24 protein-coding genes and 1 riboswitch are annotated in these 25,162 nt (G+C 73.0%); of the genes, 10 read left to right on the top strand and 14 right to left on the bottom strand.

Translation table 11 applies throughout. The annotated features are described in order from the left end of the window. Nucleotides 1-8: 8 nt before the first annotated feature. Nucleotides 9-278: an acyl carrier protein gene (locus tag Q1B24_RS07505; RefSeq protein WP_299925690.1), complete on the bottom strand. Its 270-nt coding sequence runs from the start codon at nt 276-278 to the stop codon at nt 9-11. Nucleotides 279-445: 167 nt separating this feature from the next. Here Q1B24_RS07505 and acpS point away from each other — a divergent pair, with 167 nt between their 5' ends. After that, nucleotides 446-862 carry a holo-ACP synthase gene (gene acpS / locus Q1B24_RS07500; protein WP_299925687.1) on the top strand — a complete coding sequence of 139 codons (417 nt, stop codon included), beginning with the start codon at nt 446-448 and terminating at the stop codon, nt 860-862. A 21-nt stretch (nt 863-883) separates the two neighbouring features. Here the strand turns inward: acpS and Q1B24_RS07495 are convergent, their stop codons facing one another. Further along, nucleotides 884-2,023, bottom strand: coding sequence for a glycosyltransferase (locus Q1B24_RS07495; RefSeq protein ID WP_299925684.1), 1,140 nt, complete (start codon nt 2,021-2,023; stop codon nt 884-886). 175 nt (nt 2,024-2,198) lie between these two features. Between Q1B24_RS07495 and Q1B24_RS07490 the strand changes: the two genes are divergently transcribed. After that, the gene (locus tag Q1B24_RS07490; protein ID WP_299925681.1) at nt 2,199-3,164 is read left to right on the top strand and encodes a hypothetical protein; all 966 of its coding nucleotides are present in this window, start codon (nt 2,199-2,201) and stop codon (nt 3,162-3,164) included. Between the two features lie 30 nt (nt 3,165-3,194). Here Q1B24_RS07490 and Q1B24_RS07485 read toward each other — a convergent pair whose 3' ends face one another. Beyond that, nucleotides 3,195-3,854, bottom strand: a complete 660-nt coding sequence (locus Q1B24_RS07485; protein WP_299925678.1) for a polysaccharide deacetylase family protein — start codon at nt 3,852-3,854, stop codon at nt 3,195-3,197. A gap of 120 nt (nt 3,855-3,974) precedes the next feature. On the opposite strand from Q1B24_RS07485, the gene Q1B24_RS07480 reads away from it, so the two are divergent. Both Q1B24_RS07480 and Q1B24_RS07475 read left to right on the top strand, forming a co-directional pair. After that, a complete protein-coding gene (locus Q1B24_RS07480) occupies nt 3,975-4,844 on the top strand; it encodes a hypothetical protein (protein ID WP_299925676.1) in 870 nt (289 codons plus the stop codon). 29 nt (nt 4,845-4,873) lie between these two features. Further along, nucleotides 4,874-5,566, top strand: a complete 693-nt coding sequence (locus Q1B24_RS07475) for a hypothetical protein (protein WP_299925673.1) — start codon at nt 4,874-4,876, stop codon at nt 5,564-5,566. Here the strand turns inward: Q1B24_RS07475 and Q1B24_RS07470 are convergent. The 7 genes from Q1B24_RS07470 to Q1B24_RS07440 all read right to left on the bottom strand — a co-directional run bounded on the left by Q1B24_RS07470 (nt 5,563) and on the right by Q1B24_RS07440 (nt 14,321). Beyond that, complete coding sequence (locus Q1B24_RS07470) at nt 5,563-7,041, bottom strand: DUF4082 domain-containing protein (protein ID WP_299925670.1); 1,479 nt, start codon at nt 7,039-7,041, stop codon at nt 5,563-5,565. The genes Q1B24_RS07475 and Q1B24_RS07470 overlap by 4 nt on opposite strands. 163 nt (nt 7,042-7,204) lie before the next feature. After that, nucleotides 7,205-8,221: a hypothetical protein gene (locus Q1B24_RS07465; protein ID WP_299925667.1), complete on the bottom strand. Its 1,017-nt coding sequence runs from the start codon at nt 8,219-8,221 to the stop codon at nt 7,205-7,207. Nucleotides 8,222-8,228: 7 nt separating this feature from the next. Beyond that, the gene (locus Q1B24_RS07460; RefSeq protein ID WP_299925664.1) at nt 8,229-9,491 is read right to left on the bottom strand and encodes an MFS transporter; all 1,263 of its coding nucleotides are present in this window, start codon (nt 9,489-9,491) and stop codon (nt 8,229-8,231) included. A 6-nt stretch (nt 9,492-9,497) separates the two neighbouring features. Continuing rightward, complete coding sequence (locus Q1B24_RS07455) at nt 9,498-10,244, bottom strand: hypothetical protein (RefSeq protein ID WP_299925661.1); 747 nt, start codon at nt 10,242-10,244, stop codon at nt 9,498-9,500. A 46-nt stretch (nt 10,245-10,290) separates the two neighbouring features. Beyond that, nucleotides 10,291-11,871 (bottom strand): exopolysaccharide biosynthesis polyprenyl glycosylphosphotransferase, encoded by a 1,581-nt coding sequence (locus Q1B24_RS07450; protein ID WP_299925658.1) that lies wholly within the window; start codon nt 11,869-11,871, stop codon nt 10,291-10,293. Between the two features lie 430 nt (nt 11,872-12,301). Continuing rightward, nucleotides 12,302-12,985 carry a response regulator transcription factor gene (locus tag Q1B24_RS07445; RefSeq protein ID WP_299925654.1) on the bottom strand — a complete coding sequence of 228 codons (684 nt, stop codon included), beginning with the start codon at nt 12,983-12,985 and terminating at the stop codon, nt 12,302-12,304. Next, on the bottom strand, nt 12,963-14,321 hold the full coding sequence (locus Q1B24_RS07440; protein WP_299925651.1) for a HAMP domain-containing sensor histidine kinase: 1,359 nt from the start codon (nt 14,319-14,321) through the stop codon (nt 12,963-12,965). Before Q1B24_RS07440 ends, Q1B24_RS07445 begins: the two co-directional genes overlap by 23 nt. 605 nt (nt 14,322-14,926) lie before the next feature. Here Q1B24_RS07440 and Q1B24_RS07435 point away from each other — a divergent pair. Together Q1B24_RS07435 and Q1B24_RS07430 are read left to right on the top strand one after the other, a co-directional pair. After that, entirely contained in the window at nt 14,927-15,703 is a 777-nt protein-coding gene (locus tag Q1B24_RS07435; RefSeq protein WP_299925648.1) for a LuxR C-terminal-related transcriptional regulator, read from the top strand. Nucleotides 15,704-15,712: 9 nt separating this feature from the next. After that, nucleotides 15,713-16,483 carry a 3'(2'),5'-bisphosphate nucleotidase CysQ gene (locus Q1B24_RS07430; protein WP_299925645.1) on the top strand — a complete coding sequence of 257 codons (771 nt, stop codon included), beginning with the start codon at nt 15,713-15,715 and terminating at the stop codon, nt 16,481-16,483. A 9-nt stretch (nt 16,484-16,492) separates the two neighbouring features. Here the strand turns inward: Q1B24_RS07430 and Q1B24_RS07425 are convergent, their stop codons facing one another. Next, nucleotides 16,493-16,807: a multidrug efflux SMR transporter gene (locus Q1B24_RS07425; RefSeq protein ID WP_299925642.1), complete on the bottom strand. Its 315-nt coding sequence runs from the start codon at nt 16,805-16,807 to the stop codon at nt 16,493-16,495. A gap of 12 nt (nt 16,808-16,819) precedes the next feature. Next, nucleotides 16,820-16,884, bottom strand: a riboswitch (guanidine-III (ykkC-III) riboswitch). A gap of 48 nt (nt 16,885-16,932) precedes the next feature. Between Q1B24_RS07425 and Q1B24_RS07420 the strand changes: the two genes are divergently transcribed. Further along, nucleotides 16,933-17,325, top strand: a complete 393-nt coding sequence (locus Q1B24_RS07420) for a VOC family protein (protein WP_299925639.1) — start codon at nt 16,933-16,935, stop codon at nt 17,323-17,325. Nucleotides 17,326-17,382: 57 nt separating this feature from the next. On the opposite strand, the gene Q1B24_RS07415 is transcribed toward Q1B24_RS07420, so the two are convergent. Continuing rightward, on the bottom strand, nt 17,383-18,054 hold the full coding sequence (locus Q1B24_RS07415; RefSeq protein ID WP_299925636.1) for a hypothetical protein: 672 nt from the start codon (nt 18,052-18,054) through the stop codon (nt 17,383-17,385). A 156-nt stretch (nt 18,055-18,210) separates the two neighbouring features. Here Q1B24_RS07415 and mfd point away from each other — a divergent pair, with 156 nt between their 5' ends. From mfd to Q1B24_RS07400, 3 genes are read left to right on the top strand one after another with little or no spacing between them, the layout of a single operon-like run. Continuing rightward, nucleotides 18,211-21,870 carry a transcription-repair coupling factor gene (mfd, locus tag Q1B24_RS07410; protein ID WP_299925633.1) on the top strand — a complete coding sequence of 1,220 codons (3,660 nt, stop codon included), beginning with the start codon at nt 18,211-18,213 and terminating at the stop codon, nt 21,868-21,870. Nucleotides 21,871-21,874: 4 nt separating this feature from the next. Further along, entirely contained in the window at nt 21,875-22,555 is a 681-nt protein-coding gene (locus tag Q1B24_RS07405) for a hypothetical protein (RefSeq protein WP_299925630.1), read from the top strand. Between the two features lie 4 nt (nt 22,556-22,559). Beyond that, on the top strand, nt 22,560-22,982 hold the full coding sequence (locus Q1B24_RS07400; protein WP_299925627.1) for a MazG nucleotide pyrophosphohydrolase domain-containing protein: 423 nt from the start codon (nt 22,560-22,562) through the stop codon (nt 22,980-22,982). 45 nt (nt 22,983-23,027) lie between these two features. Here Q1B24_RS07400 and Q1B24_RS07395 read toward each other — a convergent pair whose 3' ends face one another. Next, a complete protein-coding gene (locus Q1B24_RS07395) occupies nt 23,028-24,269 on the bottom strand; it encodes an APC family permease (protein ID WP_299925625.1) in 1,242 nt (413 codons plus the stop codon). Continuing rightward, nucleotides 24,266-25,108, bottom strand: coding sequence for a helix-turn-helix domain-containing protein (locus Q1B24_RS07390; RefSeq protein ID WP_299925623.1), 843 nt, complete (start codon nt 25,106-25,108; stop codon nt 24,266-24,268). The genes Q1B24_RS07395 and Q1B24_RS07390 overlap by 4 nt, the downstream gene beginning before the upstream one ends. Between the last annotated feature and the right edge of the window lie 54 nt (nt 25,109-25,162).

The raw sequence follows: 25,162 nt of genomic DNA, 5'->3' as shown, positions 1-25,162 counted from the left end.
CGCGGGCCTCAGCCCACGGGCTGGCCGGCCATGGTCTTGCCGGCGACGAACCGGGTGAGACCGCCGATGCTCCCGAGGTTGTCGAACACCGTCTCGGACTCACCGACGACGATCCCGAAGTGGTCCTCGAGGAACTCGATCAGCTCGAGGACGCCCGTGGAGTCCACGATGCCCTCCTCGAGCAAGGACGCCTCGTCCTCGGGCAACCTGTCGTGGTCGCCGAAGAGGTAGTTGTCGCCGATGAACTCACGCAGGTCGTTCCTGATCTGGTCGTGCATGTGTGCCTCCCCTGGCCGTTTCGCGGGCCGCACACCCCCGTCGACCCACCCCTGAGTGTGGGAGAGGCCGGAGGTCGCGGAGCCGCGGGACGGGCACACTCCCCAATAGTGGTGAGGGCCCCGGTGAGGCCCCCTCCGACGCGGGCCGGGTCCCTACTGTCGGAGTCGTGAGGACGGGCGCCAGCGCACAGGAGTCGGGAACGGTCGGCACGGGCACCGACATCGTGTCGGTGGCTCGCATCGACGCGCTGGTGCGGACGGCCGGCGACCGGTTCCTCCAGCGCTGGTTCACCGAGGACGAGATCGCCTACTGCACCTCGCGCGCCCGTCCGGAGCTGCACCTCGCCGCGCGCATGGCGGCCAAGGAGGCGGTCCTCAAGGCGTTGCGCCCGACGGGCGACGCGCCGCTGGCGTGGCGCTCGATCGAGATCGGCCGTGACGCCGATGGGGCGCCCAGCGTGCACCTCGGCGGCGACGTCCGCGCCCTCGCCGAGCACCGCGGGGCGGGGCCGATCCACGTGTCGCTGTCCCACTGCGACGAGTACGCCGTGGCGGTGGCGGTCGCGGACGCGGCACGCAGCTGAGCGACCGAGGCGTCTCCTCGCTCAGCCGCGGGACAGGCTCGCGCCCAGCGGGACCGCCCGCGGACGCGTCCACTCCGCCGGTCGCTGCCGGGCCGACTGCCCGCGCACGAGCCAGACCTCGTCCCACTGCACGCCCGCGAGCCAGTCGCCACCGCTGACGTCGAGTCCGAGGTCGGCGAGGTCGCCCACCGCCAGCCCGGTGACCAGGACGTGCGGGGCCCGGTCGAGGGAGTGCAACGCCTCGCGCAGGTGCCGAGGCGCGACGGCGGACATCACGACCGGACGGCCGGCACGCTCGATCACGACGGAGGCGCCGGCCTCGGCGGCGAAGCCACCGCGGCGGTCGGCGTTGAGGAGGTGGAGCGGCTCCGCGGGTGAGTAGCCGAGGAGGTCCACCTCGTGGGCGATGTCGGCGAGCACGACCTGGACGCCGATCTCCGACCGCACGCGGGCCGCGATCCGGGACTGCTGCAGCCACCGGCGCCGCCAGCCGTGGTCGCGGATGAGCGGGAGGTTCCCCCAGTCCCGCGCGCCGGGGGCGACCGTTCCGCACGTGGTGTGGATCGGGACCAGCGCCGGGTGGAGGTCGCCGACGTGGCGGTGGGCCTCGTCGAGGCGCGCCAGGTTGGTCGTCATGCTGTTGTGCGTGATGGCGGCGTCGATCGCGCCGGCGAGCAGTCCCGCGCTCCGCACCCGCAGCGAGTACTCCACCGCGTAGGCGTGCCAGGCCAGCTCCGGGTCCTCGCTGAGCGGCTCGCGCAGCAGGTCGTCCCGCCGGGCGATCAGGAGCACCTCGTCGAGGGTGTCGACGGGCACCGGGTCGGGTGCGGACTCCCCGATGAGGATGACGCGGTCGCGCAGTCGGCCCACGGACGTGTTGTCGGCCGTGACGCCGTTGGCGCCGAGGATGCCCCAGCGCTCGTCGTCCAACGCGGTGGCGCAGGCGGCCAGCCGGTCGAGGTCGTGCAGGTAGACGTCCTGGTGCACGAGCACCACGACGTCGTGGCTGGCCTGCCGGACCGCGTGGTTGAGCGCCGCGCCGGCGGACGTGTGGGCGTGCTCGGTGTTGTCCACCGGCAGGTACTCCACCTCCACCGGGCCGTCGTACGCCTGGATCGAGCGGTCGAGGCAGTGCCGCCTGACGGCAGGGTCGTTGTACACGCATGCGATCGTCATCCCCACGGCGCGAGTCGACCACGCACGGTCGCTGATCGCCGGACGGTGCGCCTCGACATCCCCCGGTTGGGGTACGCGCTGCGTCGCACGCGGAGCGATGATGGGGGTGGCCGAGGAGCCGACGGAGGATCGACGGCCGGTCGACGGGGGAGGGGCGCCGATGGCAGGCACCTGGTCGCGTGCGGTGCTGGCCGCCGCTGTCGTCCTGCTCGTGGCCGTCCTCGCGGTGGTCGCCGTCCGGATGCTCGACGACGAGGCCCCGACCGCCGACGCGACCGGCGACTCCACGACGGGCGAGTCGCCGTCGGTCGGCGAGGACCGCGTCATGTCCGAGGGCCACCCGGACGCGGACAGCACCGGCGTCCCACCGGGCACCGAGCTCGTCCCCTACACGGGACCCTGCACCCTCGTGGAGACCGCAGTGCTCTCGGGGGTCGACGCCACCGGGGTGTGCCCGGCGATCGTGGTGCAGGCGCCGGGGGTGCGGATCGAGGCGTCGCGCGTGCCGCGGGTGGAGTCCACGGCCACCCAGGTCGACCCGACGTACTCCGTCGAGGTCGTCGACTCCGAGGTGGCCGCCGGCAAGTGGATCGGCGGCGCGGTGTGGGGCAGCAACCTCACGGTGCGCCGCAGCGAGGTCACCGGCGGGCAGCACAGCGTGCACTGCGGCAGCCACTGCCTGGTCGAGGACTCCTGGCTGCACGACCAGTTCAGCCCCGAGGGCGAGGCAGCCCACAACAACGCCTTCATCTCCAACGGCGGCACCGACATGGTCGTGCGGCGCAACACGCTCCACTGCACCGCGACGCTCAACGCCACGGGCGGCGGGTGCACCGCCGACCTCTCGCTCTTCGGCGACTTCGAGCCCATCCGCGACGTGCTGGTCGAGGACAACCTGCTCAAGGCCAACGACTCGTCGGCCTCCTACTGCGCCTACGGCGGCGACGCCCCGGGCAAGCCGTTCCCCGAGGCCACGGGCGTGGTCTTCGCCGGCAACGTGTTCGAGCGCGGCACCAACGGGACGTGCGGGGTCTACGGCCCGATCACCTCCTTCCAGCCCGATGCCAAGGGCAACCTCTGGCGCGACAACACCTGGGACGACGGCAGCGAGCTCGTGCCCGAGTGACGGGCTGCTGGTCCGCTGAGGAGGCACCCGTCAGCGCAACCGCTTGACCGTGCCGACGAGAGCGCCGCGGGCGCGGGAGGCGACCGGGGGACGACGGAGCACGTCACGCTCCACCGACTCGACCGTGTCCCCGTTGCGGATGCTGTAGCGGGGCTGGAGCCAGCGGTCGGTGTGCGCCCAGCGGCGGTCGCTCGTCTGGACGGAGCGGTACCCCAGGGGGCGCAGCTCGTGCAGGACGGCGCGGTCGTAGCGACCCAGCGGCAGGGCGGCGTCGTGCACGCGGCTGCCGGTCACGTCCTGCAGCACCGTGCGCGCCGTGACGAGCTCCTCGCGGCGGCGGGCCGGGTCCAGTCCGCGCCAGGGTCGGTGCGACATGCCGTGGTTGCCGATCGTCATGCCGGCGTCGTGCAGCCGACGTACGTCGTCGCGACTGAGGCTGCCCGGGCGGTCCAGCCGGCCGGCCACCACGAAGAAGCTCGCGCGCAGGCCCCGCTCGAGGAGCGCCGGAAGCGCGATCTCCACGTCCGAGGAGTTCCCGTCGTCGAAGCTCAGGCGCACGTCGCCCCGCCCGACCACCCGGTCGAGCACGCCGAGGAACACGTCCCGGCTGATCCAGTAGGCGTCCTCGCCGGGCTCGAGTCGGCGCTGCGGCGCGCCGATGCCATGGAAGCAGACATTCACCACGCGCATGCCTCGAACCGTAGGGGCGGGCCCTTCCACGGCTCCGGGCGTCCGTCGAAGGCTCACAAAATATGGGTATGTGCCCCGGTGCCGCCCGCTCGGCCCGACCCCGCTTCCTACGGTGGGCGCATGTCAGGGGGATCCGTGGGGGTGGACCTGGCACCGATCACCGACGAGGACGTCGGTGCGGTCGCCGCGTTCCTGCACCAGCACCTCAACGCCAGGTTGAGTGCCGACGAGTGGGCCCGGTGCGCCGTGCCCCCGTGGAGCGTCGACGCCCCCAACCACGGGTTCCTGCTGCGGCAGGGTGAGGAGGTGGTCGGCGCCTACCTCGCTTTTTACTCCGAGCGAGAGGTGGACGGCGCGCTGCGCCGCCGCTGCAACCTCGCCGCGTGGTGCGTGCTCGAGGAGCACCGCGCGCACGGCGTACGCCTGGCGCGGGCGATGCTGCGCCAGCGCGACTACGACTTCGTCGACCTCTCGCCCAGCGGCAACGTGGTCAGCCTCAACGAACGCCTGGGGTTCACGAGCCTCGACACCGCCACCGCGCTGGTGCCGAACCTCCCGCTGCCGTCGCGCCGCGGTGTCCGGGTGCTCACCGCGCCGGCCGAGATCGAGGCGACGCTGACCGGGGCCGACCTGCGTGTCTACCGGGACCACCGTGACGCCGCGGCCGCGCTGCACTTCGTGGTGCGCGTCGGGCCGGACTCGTGCTACGTGATCGCCCGCCGTGACCGGCGCAAGGGCCTGCCGCTCTTCGCCTCGCTGGTCCACGTCTCCGATCCGGCGGTCCTGGCACGCGCGGGGCACGCGCCCTACCGCCACCTGCTGCTGCGCCACCGCGCGCTGGTGACGCTCGCCGAGCGGCGCGTGGCGGGCCGACCCCCGCGGCTGTCGCGGATGCAGTCCGCGCCGCGGCCACGCATGTTCCGCAGTGCTGCGCTCGAGCCGCGCTCGGTCGACTACCTCTACAGCGAGCTGACCTGCGTGCCGTGGTGAGCGGCACGCCGACGACGAAGGGACCTCTCATGACGGCGAACGGCGGAGTCGCAGGGCGGCTGCGACACACCCTGGTGGACGCACCCGGGTCGGCGGGCGCGCGGATGCGGGCCCGCCGCTGGGAGCTGGTCGAGCTGGCCTTCCCCGACCTGGCGACGATGTCGGTCCTCGACCTCGGCGGCACCGTGGAGTGGTGGCGCCGGGCACCCGTGCGCCCCAAGGACGTGACCGTCCTCAACCTCTTCGAGCCCGGTGAGTCCGACGACGCGTCGATGCTCCCCGTGACCGGCGACGCATGCCGCGCCCGCGAGGCGCTCACGGCGGCGGGGGCGTCGACGTCGTACGACGTGGTGTTCAGCAACTCGCTGCTCGAGCACGTCGGCGGGCACGCCCAGCGGGCGGCGCTCGCGCGCGAGGTCCGCGCGCTCGCGCCGCGCCACTGGGTGCAGACGCCCTACCGCTACTTCCCGCTCGAGCCGCACTGGCTCTTCCCGGGCCTGCAGTTCATGCCGATGGCCGCCCGCGCGCGGCTCGCCGCCGCCTGGCCGCTCGCGCACAGCCGCCCGGACTCACCCGAGGACGCGATGTCGGAGGTGCAGTGGACCGAGCTGGTCGGGGTCGCCGAGCTCCGCTCGTACTTCCCCGGCTCCCACGTCCACCACGAGCGCGTCGCCGGCCTGACGAAGTCGCTCGTGGCGGTCGCGGGCGGGGCCCTGTCCTAGGGGTTCACCGCCTCGCCGGAGTCCCACACGTTGCCGGTCCACACGTTGCCGGCCGCGTTGCGGTCGAACGACGTCACCGGTCCGTAGACGCCGCACCTGCGGTTGGGGCCGCGCTCGAAGACGTTGTTGGTGAAGCGCACGTTGGTGGCCGTGTAGGGCTTGGAGTCGGAGTCACCGCCGTAGGCGCAGTAGGAGATCGACGAGTTGTTGGCGCGCAGGAAATTGTTGTCGATCGTGACGTTGTCGATGGGACCGAAGTCGCCGAAGAGGGAGACGTCGGCCGTGCAGCCACCGTCGGTGCTGTTGAGGGTCGCCGTGCAGTGGAGCGTGTTGCGTCGCACCACCATGTTGCTGCCGCCGTTCGAGATGAAGGCGTTGTTGTGGTAGCTCCCGCCGTCGGGGTTGTACTGGTCGTGCAGCCACGAGTCGGTGACCTCGCAGTCGTCGTTGCAGTGGAAGCTGTGCTGCCCACCGGTGACGTCGACGCGGCGGGCGGTGATGTTGTAGCCCCACAGCGCCCCCGTCGACGTGGCGCCGGCTCGCACGTCCGAGTCGGTGATGGTCACCGAGCTGTCGCCGTCGCCGTAGATCGACTGCACCCTCGGCACCAGGGACTTCTCGATGGTGACACCCATCGTGTTGACGACCAGCTCGCCGCAGCGAGCCGTGGCGTCCACGGCGGACAGCGTGCGGGGTGAGGTGATCGTGCACGGACCGGTGTAGGGCGTGAGGGCGGTGCCGGCCGGTACGCCGGTGTTGTCGGGGCCGGGCCACCCGCCGGGCGGCGGCGTGGTGGGCGTCGCGGTCGGGGTCGGGGTCGGGGTCGGGGTGGGCGCGGTCTCTGCGTCCGCCGGGACGAAGCGCACGTCGACCCAGTAGTTGGTGTTGCGCGGAGCCTCGTAGCGCGGGAACCGCGCCTTGCTGCCGGGTCGCGTCATGCCGTTGCGGCCGGCCGGGGCACGCAGATGGGCGTTGCTCCTGGCCTTGCTGAAGCCGCCCGGGGTGGCGGGGTGGATCCCCTTGGGGCCGGTGTGCACCGAGACCACGTAGCTCCTGCCCGCGGCGAGCTGCACGCCGGAGTCGAAGCCGACCTTCTTCCAGCCCGTGCCCTTGACCCGGTCCAGCGTCGTCCGGGCCAGGAGCTTGCCGCCCTTCGACCACAGGGTGGCGGACTCAGGGGTGGAGGACCTGGACTTGCGCGGCTTGAAGTAGCGCACGCCGACCGCCGTGCCGGCGACCTTGGCCTTGAAGCGCATGCCGACCTCGCGTTCCGGCCCGCGGCGCACGGCCGCGTCCGGGGCGCGCCGGGGGAGCAGCCCGACCTCGGTGGCCCGCGCCCGCTCGGCGGTCTCGCCGTGGGCGGACGGGGTGGGGCGCTCGACGAGCGCGAGGGCGGTGAGGACGGCTGCGAGGACGAAGACGGGGATGAGGCGTCTGCGGCCTCGGGAGATGACGGGACTCGACGGGGACGACATGGCGGAACCTCGATGACACGGGGGCAGGGACGAGACCGCGCGGGGGGGAGGGGGGTGGGGGTGGGGGTGCGCGCGGTCTCCGGCATCCTCCACAGGCGCTCGCGCGTCGACAAGCGAACGGAGCAACATCCCCAAAATGTGCCGTAACACCTCGGGCTACGGCTCAGCGCACGACGGTCGCCGACCACGCCTGCTCGATGAGCAGGCGCGGCGTCGCCTCCGGGGTGGTGTCGACCGCCCAGGTGTCGGTCACGCCGGGCTCGTCGGCCCGCGGCAACCCGTAGATCAGCGTGTCGTCGTCGAGCCACTCGACCTGGTCGTCGATCCCGCGCGGACCGGCCTCGAGCAGCGTGCGGTCTCCCGTCGCGAGGTCCTGCACGGCGACCTGCCACACGATGCGGCGTCCGGGATCGACGTCGACCTTGAAGGCGACGCGGGTGCCGTCGGGTGACAGGGCCGGGCACTCGGCGTCGGGGGACACCGAGGTGAGGGTGCGCTCGGTGAGGTCGCCCTCGACCAGCCACGTGCGGTCCCCGGTGGCGACGGTGGCGTAGAAGGTCTCGTCGTCGACGAAGGTCACCCCCCACACGTTGCGGTCGACCGGGTTCACCTCGCGGCCGTCGATGACGAGCTGGAACTTCTCGAGGTTGCCCCACCGCTCGCCGCCGCCGAACTCGTGCACCTCGGTCGCGGTGGAGAAGCCGGTGGACATGTAGGAGTGGCCGGCCACGAAGACGGTCGTGGCCGCGAGCGTCCCGTCCGGGCTCAGCCGCGTGCGGCTCGGGATGCCCGGGAGGTCGACGCTGTCGACCTGCTGCCAGTCGGCGTCGAGCTCGACTCCCTCGTACGACGCCGCGACGCCGAGGTCGCTGACCAGGCAGGAGGCGCCCTCGGCGCGGGCCGCGACGCGGTCGCAGGTCACGCCGGTGAACGCCCTGGGTCCGCCCGGGTCGTCGAGCGGCACCACGGCCACGACGCCGTACTCGCTGTCGAGCCCGGTGTGCCGGAACACGATGCGAGGCCCGTCGGTCACTTCCGTGATGGGCGCCTGCTCGGCAGCCGGCTCGGCGGCCCGCTCGGCGCGCACCTCGCGACGCTCGGTGACGACGTAGGTGGTCGCTGCGACGGCGATCGCCACGACCACCGCGACGAAGGCCAGGACCCGGGCGCGGCTGCTCACTGGCTGCTCATGACGTGACCGCGGTGCCGTCGAGGCGCGCGATCCGGGTCGCGGCCACGAGGACCGCGATCACGAGGAGCGCAGCGACGGTGGCCATGGCCGTCGTGGGCCCGAGCAGCAGCCACAGCACGCCGAACCCCGCCGACGCGAGCATCCGCGCGAGCGCCACCACCGTCTGCGCGGCGGCGATGCCGCTGGAGCGGGCCTGCGCCGGCACGAGGCGGCCGGCGATGGCGGCGATCACGCCGTCGGTCGCGGCGTAGAAGGTGCCCAGCAGGAGCAGCGTGCCGACGGTGGCTGCGGCCGTCGAGGTCGGGAGCACGGCACACAGGTAGGCGCCGACGAGCGCCAGGTGGCCCACGACCAGGGTGCGCGCCCGCCCGACCCGGTCGGCCAGACGACCGACCGGCACCGCCAGGACCAGGTAGGCGACGTTGGTGCCGACGTAGAAGAGGGGGAACCAGGTCACGTTGACGCCACCGTGGTCGAGCAGGGCGAGGTAGATGAACCCGTCGCCGATGGTCAACAGGCCGAGCACGCCCGCCACGACGAGCAGCGGTCGCAGCCGCGCGTCGGTCAGGTCGCGCCAGCGGAACGGTGGGGGCGTGGGTCCGCTCCGGGCCGCTGCCTCGCGCCGGGCCCGCACGTCCGGCCCGAGCAGGCCGAGGAGGGCCACCCCGGCGATCGCGAAGGCGAGCGAGACCACGAGCACGACGGAGTAGCCACCGGGCACGAGCCACAGCAGGCCGAAGGCGATCAGCGGACCGAGGGCGGCACCGATCGTGTCGAGCATCCGGTGCACGCCGAAGGCGCGGCCGAGGTGCTCGGTGGGTGTCGCGGTGCTGATCATCGCGTCGCGCGGGGCCGTCCGGATGCCCTTGCCGATCCGGTCGGCGGTGACCACGGCGGCGATCCCGGCGGCGCCGGAGGCGAAGAGCAGGAACACGCGCGCGACGGCCGACAGCCCGTAGCCGAGGAACGCCACCCACTTGGGGCGGTCCGAGGCGTCGGCCAGCCACCCGCCGCCGAGGCGGACCAGGGCGCTGACCCCTTGGTAGAGGCCGTCGATGAGGCCGTACGCCACCGGCGTGAGGCCGACGACCGCGGTGAGGTAGAGCGGCAGGATCGCGGAGACCGACTCCGACGAGACGTCGGTCAGGAGCGACACCACGCCGAGCGTGAGGACGACCCGCCCGACGGGGGGCCGGGTCGAGGTCGAGCCGTGCGCGGTGGTGCCGCCGGCGGGCCGGTCGCGGACGGAGATGTACACCCGCGCTCACCCGCGCTCGGCGCGCAGCGAGGCGTGGACGGAGTAGCTCGTCCCGGAGCCTCGCGGGGTGACCGTGACGGTCACGACGCTGCCGTCCCGCCGGAAGGCGGCCGCCTGGGAGCCCGCGACGCTCGGCGGGGTCGCCGTCTCCGTCATGCCCCGACGGGCCAGGCGGGTGCGGTAGGCGAGCAGCACCTGCGCCGGCGACTGGGACGACGTCGCCACCAGCCCGACCTGCAACCGGTCGTCCGACGGCGAGACGCTGCTGCTCTGCACCCGCGTGGCCCGGGTCGGGCGCAGCGCGGCGGGGAACCCGCTCAGGAGCCGACCCTGCGCGCTCGCGGCACGGGGGAGCGGCGTCGCGACGAGCGGAGCGGGGTTGGACGGCGAGAGGAGCTCCGAGAGGCTGCTGACCGTGGCCTCGGGGGCCTCCGGCATCTCGAGCGCGGGAGCCGAGCCGGGGCTCGGCGAGGCACCCGCCGCGGGCGCCGGCTCCTCGGTCGAGTCGGTCGGGGCGTCGGGCTCGTCGTCGGTCCGGTCGGAGGTCTGGCCCCGACCGGCGGCACGATCCTCGCCGCCGCGGCCCTTGCGGTCCTTCGCCTGCTCCGAGGCGGATGGCGACGCGGCAGCGGACTCCGGCGGCGCAGCACCCGGTGGTGCGGTGTCCGGGGACGCCCCGTCGGCGCCGCAACCGCCGAGGAGAAGGCTGGCCACGACGCCGATCACGGCGACCGTCACAGGTCTGGTGTTCATCAGGTGCTCGACCCCCACGGTCGTCGACGAGACTGGTGCTGCGCGCTCAGTACGCGCCGCGGTGGCTGAGCACGGCACGCACCGTGCGGAAGAGGATCGAGACGTCGGAGCGCAGCGACCAGTTCTCGACGTACTTGAGGTCCAGGCGGACCGACTCGGCCCAGGTGAGGTCGGAGCGGCCCGACACCTGCCACAGGCCGGTCACCCCCGGCTTGACCACGAGCCGCCGGCGCGGGTCGACGTCGTAGCGGGCGACCTCGCACGGCAGGGCCGGACGGGGGCCGACGAGGGACATGTCGCCCCGGACCACGTTCCACAGCTGCGGCAGCTCGTCGAGCGAGTAGCGGCGCAGCTTGCTGCCCAGCGGCGTGATCCGCGGGTCCTGCGCGATCTTGAACAGGACGCCGTCCTTCTCGTTCTCGTCGGTCAGCCCCAGCCGTGCCGTCTCGGCGTCGACGCCCATCGAGCGCAGCTTGAGCATCGTGAACGGGACGCCGTCACGGCCGATGCGCTCCTGGCGGAAGAACGCGGGGCCGGGGGTCTCCATCCGGACGGCCACGGCGAGCGCGGCGAGGACCGGCAGGGCCATGACGAGTGCGACGAGGGCGAGGGCACGCTCCACGAGGTCCTTCAGGAGGCGGCGCGGTCCGCGGAGGGCGGGCTTGCCGACGTGCAGCACGCCGAGACCGGCCGTCGACATCACCCGGGTCCGCTGCGGCTCCACGTCCAGCAGCCCCGTGCCGAGGAAGAGCTCGGTGCCCATCCCGGACAGCGACCAGTGCAGTCGCCGCACCTCGACGGGCGAGAGCTTCGCCCCGGGCAGCACGACGAGCGCGTCGGCGCCGTGGTCGTGGGCCGCGGTCGAGGACGCCTCGAGCCCGACGTAGACCGGGACGTCGCCCTCGACCGGGGTCTTGGAGGAGCGGGTGAGGCACGCGGCCACCACCTCGTGGGACCCGCTGGCCCGGAGCTGCGCCACGGCATCACGCACGTCGCGCGGCCGGCCGGCCAGGACCACCCGGGGACGCGGACGACGTACGCCGGCGACGAACGGCAGGCCGCTCGTGACGGTCAGGGCGGCCACGAAAGCAGCGAGCGGCAGCGGGTCGGCGTGCCACAGCAGGGGCGAGACCGCGAGCGTGAGCACCGCCGTGCGGGCGCCGGCGCGGAGCACCACGGCGGCCCGGGCCGCCCGGGACTGGCCCAGGGCCTGTCGGCGGTAGCGACCGGACACCGCGAGCAGCGGCGGCCACGCCAGGGCGGTCGCGAGGGCGACAGGGAGCTCGAGCCACCCCTGTGCGACCGAGCCGGCGGCGAGCGCCAGCGCGAGCAGCAGGTCGAGCGCGGGCGCCGGCCACGTCGGGGCCGGCCGGGCGACGGTCTGACGCGCTCGCGGCTCGGCAGGGACCGGCTCCACCACCGGCTCGAGGACGGGGGCGGGGACGGGAGCGAGGACCGGCTCGGGCGCGAGCGCGACGGGTGCCACGAGCGGCAGCGTGGTGACCCCACGTGGGCGGGGAACCTGCCTGTCGAGCAGGCCGCCTTCCGCGGTGGCCGCCTCGGCGACGATGTCGGGCACCAGCCCGGCCGCCACCTCGGAGACCACCTCGGCGACCCTGTCGCTCACGACCTGCGTCATCTCATCAACCCCCCTCCGGGACACCGCCCAAGGCACCCCGTTGCTGACCTTGCAGCGAGCCTAGGAACGCCCGTCCGTGCGGGCATGCCGCAAATGAGCGAAAGCCGTGCAGGCCCGGGAGATACCCATTCGAAGGGATGGGCAGGTCAGGTCGGGCGGACCTACTCTCGAAGAGGTGCACCACACACTGGTTCGCTCTTCTCGGGCCAGCCCCGCACTGGCCGCCTCCTGGTGGCCGCTGGCGTGACGCGGAACCCCACGCTTCGTCACCCGGAACCGATGTGAACCAGTGGGCGGCGGTCGAGGTCCCCCTCCTCGACCGCCGCGTTCCGTGCGCGCACGACGTCCACGACGGTCCGGGTTCGCGCAGGGGCGGGCGCCGCGCCAGGGAGCTGACGGAGCTGGCGAGCCGGTCGGCTCAGGCGCCGACCTTCCAGCCGACCTGGTTGGCCATGCCGACGGCAGCGAGCTGCGAGGACACCTCGAGCTTGCCGAGGATCGACTTCACCTGCGTCCGGACCGTGGCCTCGGACACCACGCTGTCCTGGGCGATCGCACGCACCGTGCGGCCCTCGATGAGCGCGCCGAGGACCTGGCGCTCGCGCGGGGTGAGCAGGTCGAGCCGACGGCGTACGTCGTCGTGGGCCTGGCGGTCGCGGGCCCACGCCTCGAGCAGCGACTCCAGCTCCTCGCGGGTGACGACGGGCAACCCCTGGTGCAGCCGCCGCACCGTGGCGAGCGCCTGCTGGAGTGCGCCAGTCTTGGACAGCACCTTGCGCGCGCCCAGCCGCATGCACGCGCCCCAGCGGCCGACGTCCTCCGACGCGGTCAGCACGACCACGTTGGCGTTGGCCCGGGCGAGGGGCGCGACGAGGTTCATCCCGTCGCCGAAGCGGCCGAGGTCGAGGTCGAGGAGCACCGTGCGGGGGTTGGCCCGCAGCGCCAGCGACCTCAGCGTGGCCATCGACCCGCCCTCGTCGGGCGCCTCCAGACGTCGTACGTCGTAGCCCTCCAGGGAGAGGGCGAGCTCGAGCGACTCCGCGAAGAGCACGTGGTCGTCGATGATCAGGACGCGGTGCTCACCCCGTGACGCGCCAGGCACGGCCGTCCTCCATCGTCAGGCGGGGCGTGACCAGGCCGGGCTTCACGAGCCGCGGCGGTTCCGGGTCGTTCTCCGGCGAGCGGCGGGCCGCGGGCAGGGAGATCACGAACGACGACCCCGCACCGTCGCGGTCGGCGAGCCGCAGCGACCCGCCGGCCTCGGTCACGAGGCGCCGGGCGACGTTGAGGCCGATGCCCTCACCGCGCGACTCGGTGCCGCGCTTGCCCCACTCGAAGATCTGTGGCCGCTGCTCGTGGGGGATGCCGCGCCCGAAGTCGGTCACCGTGATGTCGACCGTCTCCTCGTCGCGCCGCATCACCTCCACCAGGCTCTCGTCGGTGCCTCCGTGCTTGGCGGCGTTGTCCACGAGGATGTTGAGCACCTCGGCCAGGGCGTCGAAGGGAGCCCGGACGACGTCACCGGTGGAGTGCAGCTCGACGCGACGGCCCTTGAGCCGCTGCAGGTCGAGGATCTGGCCCAGCGCGTCGTCGAGGCGCAGGTCCGCGACCTGCGGACCGGCACCGGCGAGCATCCGCTCCATGCGGTCGAGCTCGCGGCGCATCGAGGCCCACAGTCGCTCGCGCGCCTCGCTGGTGAGGTCGTCGCGGTCGAGCAGCGACGAACCGGTGACCAGGCCGGAGATCGTGCTGCGCAGCTCGTGGAGCCGCTCGCGCTGCTCGCGGGTGGCGTCGACGAGCACGTGCTCGAAGGAGTCGATGCGCTGCCGCTCCTCCTCGAGGGTGCGGCGCAGGGCCGCCCAGGCCATGCCGAGCCACGCGGCTCCGACGGCCGTGCGCGCCAGCCACAGGCCGGCGTCGATGCCGCCGCCGGCGAGGCCGGTCGGCGGGACCAGCTGGCCCAGGACGACCACGCCCACCGTGGCGAGGAGCAACGCGCTGATCGGACGCGACGCCGTGCGCTGCTGCAGCACCAGGACCGCGGCCAGCAGATGGGTCGAGAGGAGCACCCCGACGAGCAGCTGCATTGCCGGGGACGGCGGGTGCACCCGTGGGAACTGCAGCAGGAGGTGGCCTGCCGCCACCAGGCCGAGCCCGAGCCCGATGACGAAGGTCTCGTCGACGACGCGTCGAGCGCGCTCCGGTGCGAGCAGCGGGACCACCACGCCGATCATCCCGAGCATCCCCACCGAGAGGAGCAGCGCCTGGGTGAGCGAACCTCGAGGTGGCTCGCTGTGCAGCGCGATGAGCGTGACGACGAGCGCCTGCGCGGCCACGAGTGCCCCGGTCGCGACCGTCCACCCCGCCACCGCGCCGGCGTGCTTGCGCCACATGACCAGCGCAGTGCACCCGGCGGCGGCGACGAAGACCCCGCTCACGACGCCCTCCCCGAGCGTGGGGACCGTCGACGCCGTCGGCGGTGCCCACCACGCCCCCTCTGTCCCCGAACCGATCCAGACCAGGACCAGGAACGAGGCGAGCCCCGTGATCCCCGTCCGGCACCGGTGGCGCAGTTCCCCCTTGCAGAACCCCAGCATCCCTCTGTCCCCCCTGCGGTGCAGCTCTCGTGTCGTCGAGACGTGTCGGCTGCCTCCCAAAGCTGCCGATCCCGTCGTGCTCTCCGTCGTGCGTGTGGTGCGTCGTGCCGTTCGTGGTGTGAGCACGGCTCTCGGCTGAGAGTGCAACTCACGGTGCGGGGGGTCCAATGATTGTGTGGTCGTACCCCATATGGGGCAAAGGCGGTCTGGTCCGCCGTTCGCAGGACTCGTGGAGGCTTCGTCAAGGAGCCCCTCAGGTCGCCTTCAGCGCGGTGTCAGCGCGGGGCGATTTCCCCTCAAGGGGGTATGCACGGGTCCTCGTGGGGCTGGCCGGGGCAGGCGAGGTCGGGTCGCGTCCCCAAATAGGTGCACGTTCGCCAAAGGGTCGACGCGCGGTGGCGTGTGGCGGAGAGGCTTGCTCACGCCAACAGGCGGAGGGAGGGCTCATGAGCGTGGCAGGTCCTGTGTGGGTGCTGTCCCCGCACCTCTTGGTCGCCCAGGCGGTCACGGCCGCGCTGCGCTCGGCCGGGGTGCCGGCCGAGACCCGCAGGTGGGAGTCCGTGGTCGACGAGGACGGCTCGGGGGTGTCCGCACCGACGCGACCGGCGGTGGTCGTCGCGATCGTGGACGGGGTTGACAACTCGACGGTCGTCGGTCATGTCGAGGCGCTCGCCCAGCCCGGCGACGTACGCGTGGTCGTGGTCAGCTCGCCCGATGCCGCCACCCGGTGGGGAGGGCTCCTGGCCAACGACGCCGTCGACGTGGTGACCGTGACGACCTCGGTCTCGCAGCTCGCCGACGTGGTCCAGCGCCTCATCAGCGGCGTCTCGTCGATGGATCCGGAGGAACGACTCGCCCTGCGCACCTCCTGGGCCCTGGACCGGGACCGGCGCCGCCACGTGCGCGACCAGCTCGACTCGCTGTCCCCGCAGCAACGACGGGTGCTCGAGCTCCTGGCGTCGGGGCGGCGGGTCTCGGAGGTCGGGGTCGAGATGGGGGTCGCCGAGGGCACGGTCCGCAGCCACGTCAAGGCGCTGCGCGCCAAGCTGGGCGCCTCGACGCAGCTCAAGGCCGTCGCGCTGTTCCACCAGGCCTACGAGGCGACGGGGGGCGCCGACCTGGTGCCACGACCCCGGGGGGCGGGTGAGGACCCGGGCGACGACCCGGGGGAGCACCCCGGCCGCGACCGGCGCGGCGAGGAGGTGGGCGCCGGCCGTCGATAGGCTGCGCCCATGATGGATCCCACCACGCTCGACGACCACTCCTTCGCCGTCTGGGCGGCCGAACGGGCCGGCTCGGTGCTCCTCGACGTACGCGCGGGGGCGGAGGCCGACGGCCTGGAGGGCAAGGCACTGAAGGACGCCGGCGACGCCGCCGCCCAGGCCGAGCTCGACCGGATCCTCACCCAGCACCGCCCCGACGACGCCGTGCTCTCCGAGGAGGCGGCCGACGACAAGTCGAGGCTGACCGCCCGTCGGGTGTGGATCATCGACCCCCTCGACGGCACGCGGGAGTTCTCCGAGCCGCCCCGCGACGACTGGGCGGTGCACGTGGCCCTGTGGGCGGACGGCGAGCTCGTCGCCGGTGCGGTCGCCCAGCCCGCCCTGGGGGAGACCTTCAGCACCGGACGCCCCAGCGCGGTGCCGCCGCGGACCTCGCAGCGCCCCCGCATCGCGGTCTCGCGCAGCCGTCCGCCGGCCTTCGTCGAGGCCCTCGCCGCCGAGCTCGACGCCGAGCTCGTGCCGATGGGCAGCGCAGGGGTGAAGGTGATGAGCGTGGTGCGTGACCTCGCCGACGCCTACGTCCACGCCGGTGGGCAGTACCAGTGGGACAACGCCGCCCCGGTCGCGGTCGCCCGCGCCGCCGGCCTGCACTGCAGCCGCGTCGACGGCTCACCGCTGGTCTACAACGAGGACGACACCTCGCTCCCCGACCTCATCGTGTGCCGTCCCGAGCTCGCCGAGCAGATCGTCGACTTCGTCAGGCGCCACGGGACCGCCTGAGCCGGCTCGTCAGTGGACGAGCTTGAGCCCGATGATGCAGCCGACGAGGCCGGTCAGCAGCAGGGCCTTGACGACCGAGAACGCCTCGGTGCCGGTCACCATCGCGACCACCACGGTCAGCACGGCACCGATGCCGACCCAGACGGCGTACGACGTCCCGACCGGCAGGGTGCGCATGGCGTAGCCGAGCCCGCCCATGCTGAGCGCCAGGGCGACCAGGAAGGTCGCGGTCGGGACGGGTCGGGTGAGTCCTTCGGAACGGCCGAGGGCGGTGGCCCACACGGCCTCCAGCACTCCCGACAGGACGAGCACGATCCACGACATGGCCATCTCCTCGACGGCCGTCTTGTCGCTGTCCTGGTACGGCTCCCTCGTCAGGTGGCCCCGGTGCGGGGCAGGTCCGACCCTATCCGGTTGCGGGTGGCGTCGCGCCTTGCGAGCGTGGGCCCATGACCTCCTTCGTCTCGCACACGACCGTCGACTGCCACGACGCCTACGCGCTCTCCGAGTGGTGGAAGGCCCTGCTCGGCTACGTCGACGTCGAGGGCGACCCCAACGAGCCGGGGCACGAGGAGTGCATGATCCTCGACCGCGACACCGGCCACAGCATCCTGTTCATCGAGGTGCCCGACGCGGACCTGCCGGCCAAGCGCATCCACTTCGACCTGCGCCCGCGCGAGGGCACCCGCGACGACGAGGTCGAGCGGGTCCGCGGGCTCGGCGCCACCGAGGTCGGCGACCAGCGCGGCCAGTACGGGCCCGGCACCGGGTGGGTCGTCTTCGCCGACCCGGAGGGCAACCAGTTCTGCATCCTCCGCTCGCAGGCGGAGGTCGACGCCTGACGTACGACGGCCCGGCAGAGCGATGCTCTGCCGGGCCGTGCGTGAGGTGCGTGTGGGTCAGGAGACCCAGGTGCGCCAACCGAAGCCGTTGGCGAGGTACTTGGAGTCACCCTTGGTGGTGAAGGTCCAGTACCAGGTGCCGCCGCGGCGGGGCAGCCGCACCTTGTACTTGCCCTTCTTGTTGGTCTTGATCGTCTTCCACTTCTTGTAGCCCTTCTTCTCCTTCTTGGAGACCTTGATGACGATCTTCTTCTTGGCGTACTTGGGGGTGACCTTGCCCTTGATCACGAAGCCCGAGCTGGGCGCGGTGATCTTGCGGGCGACGCCGATCGTGAAGGGGGCGGACTCGCTCGGCGTGTAGGTGTCCTCGTACTGGGTGGCGGCGGTGTAACCGCTGTAGACCACCTTGTAGCTGGAGTTCATCTGGGGCTTCACGTCGAAGAAGTCGGCGCCGGCCGAGGTGTTGGTCGCGACCGGGACCCAGGCGGACGAGCCGGCCTCCATCACGTAGAGCGTCGAGGTGCCGCGGTAGGCGGACGAGCCGTCGGAGCTCGGGACGTCGACGGAGACGTAGAAGTCGTCGCCGTACTCCACCTTGTCGGTGCTCGGCGTGGCGGTGGTGGTGGTCGACCAGGTGTCGGCCGCCTGGCTGGGCGCGGCGATGGCGATCGGCGTGAGGCCGAGCAGTCCGGCACTGACGGTGCCCGCGATGAGACGAGTGGTGCGCATGTCCCCGTTGTTCCTCTCAGGAGAAGTTCTGGCCGCCCGGCAACGCCGGGCGTTGAGGTGGTTGCTACCCCTGTGGCGCACGGGACAAACCCCCTGTCCCCACGAACCCCGTCCGGGCAGCCCCCGTAGACTTTCATCCTCCCCCACCCCCGCCTGATGTGGGGGCTCTTCCGCGTGCTCTCGAAGGGATCCCCGGTGCCGTCCACGCCCCTCGCCGCCGTCGCTCGGCGCATCGTCGCCGCCCCCACCCTGGGCGGCGCCCTCGCCGACGCCGCGGTGCAGTCCTCGCTCGACCTGACCGGGCCGGGCGCGGTCCGTCCCTTCGTGGTCCACGGACTCGTCGAGCGCGGGCGCACGGTCCTCGCGGTCACCGCGACCTCGCGCGAGGCCGAGGACCTCGTGGAGGAGCTAGCCGACCTCGTCGACCCCGACGCGGTCGCCTACTACCCGAGCTGGGAGACGCTGCCCCACGAGCGCCTCAGCCCCCGCAGCGACACCGTCGGTCGCCGGCTCGCCGTCCTGCGGCGCCTGCGCCACCCCGGCACCGACGCCGCCAACGGCCCGCTGAAGGTGGTCGTCGCCCCGATCCGCAGCCTCCTGCAGCCCCAGGTCACCGGGCTCGCCGACATCGAGCCGGTCGAGCTGGCACCGGGCGACACGCGGCCGCTCGACGAGGTCGTGCGCGGGCTGGCCGAGGCGGCGTACTCCCGCGTCGACATGGTCGAGCGCCGGGGTGAGTTCGCGGTCCGCGGCGGCATCGTCGACGTCTTCCCGCCGACCGAGGAGCACCCGCTGCGCGTGGAGTTCTGGGGTGACGACGTGGAGGAGATCCGCGCCTTCTCCGTCGCCGACCAGCGCACCCTCGAGAGCGTCGAGCGGCTCTGGGCGCCGCCGTGCCGCGAGCTGCTGCTCACCGACGACGTACGACGCCGCGCCGCCGAGCTCGGCCAGGCGCACCCGCAGCTGCTCGAGCTCACCGACAAGATGGCCGCCGGCATCGCCGTGGAGGGCATGGAGTCGCTCGCGCCCGCCCTGGTCGACTCGATGGAGCTGCTCGTCGACCTCGTGCCGGCGGACACCACCGTCCTCGTCCTCGACCCCGAGCGCGCCCGCACCCGCGCGCACGACCTCGTCGCGACCAGCGAGGAGTTCCTCGGCGCGTCGTGGGCCGCGGCGGCCGGCGGTGGCACCGCGCCGATCGACCTCGGCGCCGCGTCCTACCGCGAGATCGCCGACGTCCGCCTCCACGCGCTCGGTCGCGGTCTGGCGTGGTGGACGGTCAGCCCCTTCGGCATCGACACCGCCGACGTGCCTGCCGACGCGGGTCTCGATACAACCGCGCTCGTCCCTCGCGACGGCCACTCGACCACCGAAAGCAGCGCGGTGCCGAGCCGCACGTTGCCGACGCACCCCGCCGAGGCCTACCGCGGCGACCTGCAGCAGGCGGTGGACGACATCCGCGGCTGGGTCACCGACGGCGTCGACGTCGTGGTCGTGCACGCCGGCCACGGACCGGCCCAGCGCTTCGTCGAGCTGCTGGGCGAGAACGACGTCGCCGCCCGGCTCGTCGAGGAGGGCGAGAGCGCCGGGGCCAACGTCGTGACCGTGACGTGCGGCCACCTGGTGCACGGCGTCGTCGACGACGAGGCGAAGGTCGCCGTCGTCACCGGCGATGACCTGTCGGGCCAGAAGGCCTCGACCCGCGACATGCGGAAGATGCCCGCGCGGCGCAAGAAGCAGATCGACCCGCTGGAGCTCTCGGCCGGCGACTACGTCGTGCACGAGCAGCACGGCGTCGGCCGCTTCGTGGAGATGAAGCAGCGCGAGATCGGCGGCGCGGTGCGCGAGTACCTCGTGCTGGAGTACGGCCCCAGCAAGCGCGGCGGACCCAACGACATGCTCTACGTCCCGGCCGACACCCTCGACCAGGTCACCCGCTACGTCGGCGGGGAGAACCCCAGCCTCGACCGCCTCGGCGGCGGCGACTGGACCAAGCGCAAGAACAAGGCCCGCCGCGCGGTCCGCGAGATCGCGGCCGAGCTGATCAAGCTCTACGCCGCCCGGCAGGCGACGAAGGGCCACGCCTACGGTCCCGACACCCCCTGGCAGCGCGAGCTCGAGGACGCGTTCCCCTTCACCGAGACCGTCGACCAGCTGACGACGGTGGACGAGGTCAAGGCCGACATGCGCCAGGTCGTCCCGATGGACCGGCTCGTGTGCGGTGACGTCGGCTACGGCAAGACCGAGATCGCGGTCCGCGCCGCGTTCAAGGCCGTGCAGGACGGCAAGCAGGTGGCCGTGCTGGTGCCGACCACCCTGCTCGTCACCCAGCACCTGTCGACGTTCTCGGAGCGGATGAGCGGCTTCCCGGTCGTCATCAAGGGCCTCTCGCGCTTCCAGACCGACAAGGAGGCCAAGGAGGTCGTCGCCGGCCTGGCCGACGGCTCGATCGACATCGTCGTGGGCACCCACCGCCTGCTCAACCCCGAGATCAAGGTCAAGGACCTCGGCCTGATCATCGTCGACGAGGAGCAGCGCTTCGGTGTCGAGCACAAGGAGCAGATGAAGCGGATGCGCACGTCGGTCGACGTGCTGTCGATGAGCGCGACGCCGATCCCGCGCACGCTCGAGATGGCGGTGACCGGCATCCGCGAGATGTCGACCATCACCACCCCGCCCGAGGAGCGGCACCCCGTCCTCACCTACGTCGGCGCCTACGAGGACCGTCAGGTCGTCGCGGCGGTGCGCCGCGAGCTGCTCCGCGAGGGCCAGGTCTTCTACATCCACAACCGGGTGCAGTCGATCGAGAAGGCCGCCGCCCGGATCAAGGAGCTCGTGCCCGAGGCGCGCGTGGCGACCGCCCACGGCCAGATGAACGAGCGCCAGCTCGAGCAGGTGATGCTCGACTTCTGGGAGAAGCGCTTCGACGTGCTCGTCTGCACGACCCTCGTCGAGTCGGGCCTCGACGTCTCCAACGCCAACACGATGATCATCGAGCGCTCCGACACCCTCGGCCTCTCCCAGCTGCACCAGCTGCGCGGTCGCGTCGGCCGCTCCCGTGAGCGCGCCTACGCCTACTTCCTCTACCCGGCGGAGAAGCCGCTGACCGAGACCGCCCACGAGCGGCTGGCGACGCTGGCCCAGCACTCGGACCTCGGCGGCGGCATGGCGATCGCGATGAAGGACCTCGAGATCCGCGGTGCGGGCAACCTGCTCGGCGGCGAGCAGTCCGGCCACATCGCCGACGTCGGCTTCGACCTCTACGTCCGGCTCGTCGGCGAGGCGGTCGCCGACTTCAAGGGCGGCGGCGAGGACGACCAGCTCCAGGAGGTCCGCATCGAGCTGCCGGTCGACGCCCACCTGCCCCACGACTACATCCCCAGCGAGCGGCTGCGGCTCGAGATCTACAAGCGGCTGGCCGAGGTGCGCACCGACGCCGACGTCGACGAGGTCCGCGCCGAGCTGCTCGACCGCTACGGCAACCCTCCCGAGGTCGTGGAGTCGCTGCTCGTCGTCGCCCGCTTCCGCGCGCGGTGCCGCCAGGTCGGCGTGAAGGAGGTGACGCTGGCCGGCAAGTACGTCCGGTTCGCCCCGGTCGACCTGCCCGAGTCGCGCGTCGTACGCCTCCAGCGGCTGCACCCCAAGAGCGTCGTCAAGGCACCGACGAGCACGATCCTGGTGCCGCGTCCGCAGCCGACCGGCTTCCCCGTACGCCCCGTGGCGGGCGTGGCCCTGCTTGAATGGGCCCGCGGCGTGATCGACGACGTGATCGCCGCGGCGCCCGTCGCCGCCTCGACCGTCCCGACCAAGGAGTGACCCCGTGAGCAAGACCCGCCGGATGACGGCCGCGCCCACCTGGGTGATGGTGGCCCTCGCAGGACTGCTGCTGACCGGTTGCGGCAGCGCCAGCCCCGGTGTCGCGGTCAAGGTCGGCGACGAGCAGATCTCGACGCGCCACGTGAACGAGGTGACGGCCAACTACTGCACGGCGGTGGGCGAGCTGGAGTCGGCGGTGCCGATGGGCTTCGTGCGTCAGTACGTCGTCCAGCTGCTCACGCTGCGCTCGCAGGCCTCGCAGATCGCCGACGACTACGGCGTGGAGCCGGGCTCGACCTACTACAACGACGTCGCGCAGCGCCAGGCCACCGCGGAGACCCAGCCCGAGGAGGTCCGCGACGACTACGTCGAGCTGGCGTCCACCTCGGCCTACGCCCAGGACATCCTCGACCAGGTCGGTCGCATCATCCTGGAGGAGCAGGGCGTCGCCGACCCGACCGCCGAGCAGACCACCCAGGCCGGCATCGACGTGTTCAACCAGTGGCCCAACACCCACGACCTCGAGATCGACCCGCGCTTCGGCCTCCGCAACGTCGACGGCGTGCTGTCCCCGGTGGACACCAACACGTCCGTGGCGGTCGGCGAGACCGCCAGGTCCGGCATGGCGACCGAGCCCGACCCGGCCTTCGCCGAGACGCTGCCGGTCAGCCACCGCTGCGGCTGAGCCGGTGACCGCCACGCCCGGGGGCTCGGCCCTGGAGGAGTTCGCCGACCAGATGCGGGTCCTGCAGCGCGAGTGCGCGTGGAAGCGGGAGCAGACCCACACCTCGCTCATCCCGTACGTCCGGGAGGAGGCCGAGGAGGTCGTCGAGGCGATCGAGTCCGGTGACCCGGCCGCGCTCTGCGACGAGCTGGGCGACCTGCTGCTGCAGGTGGTCATCCACGCGGTGATCGCCGAGGAGGCGGGGGAGTTCACCCTCGACGACGTCGCGCGCGGCGTGATCGCCAAGATGGAGCGGCGCAACCCCCACGTCTTCGGCGACGCGGTCGCCACCGACGTGGCCGAGGTGATGGAGCTGTGGAACGCCGCCAAGGCCGCCGAGAAGGCGGAGAAGGCGGACACGTCGGAGGGCCCCGACCGGACGTCATGAGAATCGTCGGTTCGAACCGCCGTTTCCCATGACCTCAGCGACCGGTCAGGTACGACGTCGCAGCGCCGCCGCACGACCGAGGATCCCGACCGCGAGGACCACGAGCCCGGCGAGCACCGAAGCGGTGGGCAGCGCGGCTGCCATCGCCAGGCAGCCGACCAGGCCCAGCACCTGCAGCGCCCGCGGCCACCGCCGCTGCTCGGCGGGCTGGCGCAGGGCGGAGAGGTTGGCGACGGCGTAGTAGACGAGCACCCCGAACGACGAGAAGCCGATCGCACCGCGCAGGTCGGCGAGCAGCACCAGCGCCACCACGGCGACGCCGATGACGACCTGGGCGGTGTCGGGGACCCGGTGCCGCTCGTCGACGGAGGCGAGGGGGCCCGGCAGGTCGCGCTCGCGCGCCATCGCGAGCGTCGTACGCCCGACGCCGGCGAGCAGGGCCAGCAGGGCGCCAAGGGCGGCCGCGGCCGCCCCGACCCGGACGAGCGGGACCGCCCAGTCGGCGCCGAGCGCCGCCGTCGCATCGGCGACCGGGACGGTGGAGCCGGGGAGGTCGTCGCCGAGGACCTGCACCAGGGCCAGCGCGACGAGGAGGTAGAGGACGACGGCGGTGCCGAGCGCCACGAGGATGGCGCGTCCGAGGACCTCGGGGCGGCGGACCTCCTCGGCCAGGGTGGCGATCCTGGCGTAGCCGGCGAAGGCGAAGAAGAGCAGCCCGGCTGCCTGAAGGACGCCCCAGGCCCCACCGGTGGCGGTCAGTGCGCCGACCGGCTCGGCCTCGCCCGTCGCGGCCAGCGCGAGGAAACCGACGAGGACCAGCAGCGTCGCCGCCAGCAGCACCTTGGCGGCCGTCGCGGTGCGGGTGACGCCGCGCAGGTTGAGGACCGTGAACGCCACCACCGCGAGCGCTGCCAGCGCGCGCTGCCACGCCCCGGCACCGGGGGCGGCGTAGGCCGCGAAGGTCATCGCCATCGCGGCGCACGAGGCGGTCTTGCCGACGACGAAGCCCCAGCCCGCCAGGAAGCCCCACCAGGGGCCGAGGACCTCGCGTCCGAAGAGGTAGGTGCCGCCCGATGCGGGGTAGGACGAGGCGAGCTGGGCCGACGCCACGGCGTTGCAGAACGCGATCACGGCCGCGACCGCGAGCCCGGCGAGGAGCCCGCGTCCGGCGGCCTCGGCGGCCGGGGCGAAGGCGACGAAGACGCCCGCTCCGAGCATCGCGCTCAGCCCGACCACCACCGCGTCGGTGGTGCCGAGTCGACGGGCGAGCTCGGGCTGGGCGCTCACGCCGGCACCTGCCACTCGACACCGCACGCACGGAGCCGGGCGCGGGCCAGCAGGAGCGTGCCGTCGGCGTCGGTGAGCGTCCGGGCGACCATTGTGCCGAACGACGTCGCGGTCGGCTCGGGTCGGAAGGCGTCGACGAACGCCTCGTCGAAGCGCCCGGTCGCGCCCAGCAGGGCGACGGCGTCGACGAAGTCGGGGCCCACCCGGGCCACCTGCTCGCGCAACGAGGCGAGCGGCTCGTCGTCGGCCGGGTCGTCGACGCCGGTCTCGCGGACCAGGGCGGTGAGTGCTGCCAGGTCTGCGACCGCCGACGTGAGCGCCGAGCGCAGGGTGGCGCCGTCGACGGGTCGGTCGAGCTCGGGGTCGGGCACCTGCCCGGCCGCGTCGACGAGGCCGGTCACGATGCGCACGTGGCGTCCTGCCATGTCGACGACCAGGTCCACGGAGTCCATCCTCCACCGTGCGGGCAGCCGCAGGCCGTCGGGTGGGTGAACGTGGGCGTCACCGGGGGCGTCGATCAGGTGGGACGTCGGGTCGGCGCGCCACTGCGACGGCAGCGCGCCGAGCTCGCGCCGGAAGGCGCGCGCGAAGACGTCGTAGCCGCGGAAGCCGGCCTCGGTCGCGATGTCGTGGAGGGTGCGGTCGGTCGTGGCCACCAGGTGGGCCGCCCGCTCGAGGACGAGGCGGTCGACGAACCTGGCGGGGGACTCGCCGGCCATCGCCCGACGCAACCGCTGGGCGGTCGTGTCGGTCGTGTCGGTCGTGTCGGCCGTGTCGCCCGCGTCGTCCCGGACGGCTCGCTCGACGAGGTCGCGGAGGTGGTCGGCGGGAGTCGGCACGCGACGCACGCTAGCGGTGGCCGCGGACACCCCGGCGACGTCGGCGTACGACGT

The sequence above is a fragment of the uncultured Nocardioides sp. genome (genome assembly GCF_947488025.1).
Classification (GTDB): Bacteria; Actinomycetota; Actinomycetes; order Propionibacteriales; family Nocardioidaceae; genus Nocardioides.
Note: the sequence above shows the minus strand (reverse complement) of the source record. Positions and strands in the feature narration are given on the sequence as shown.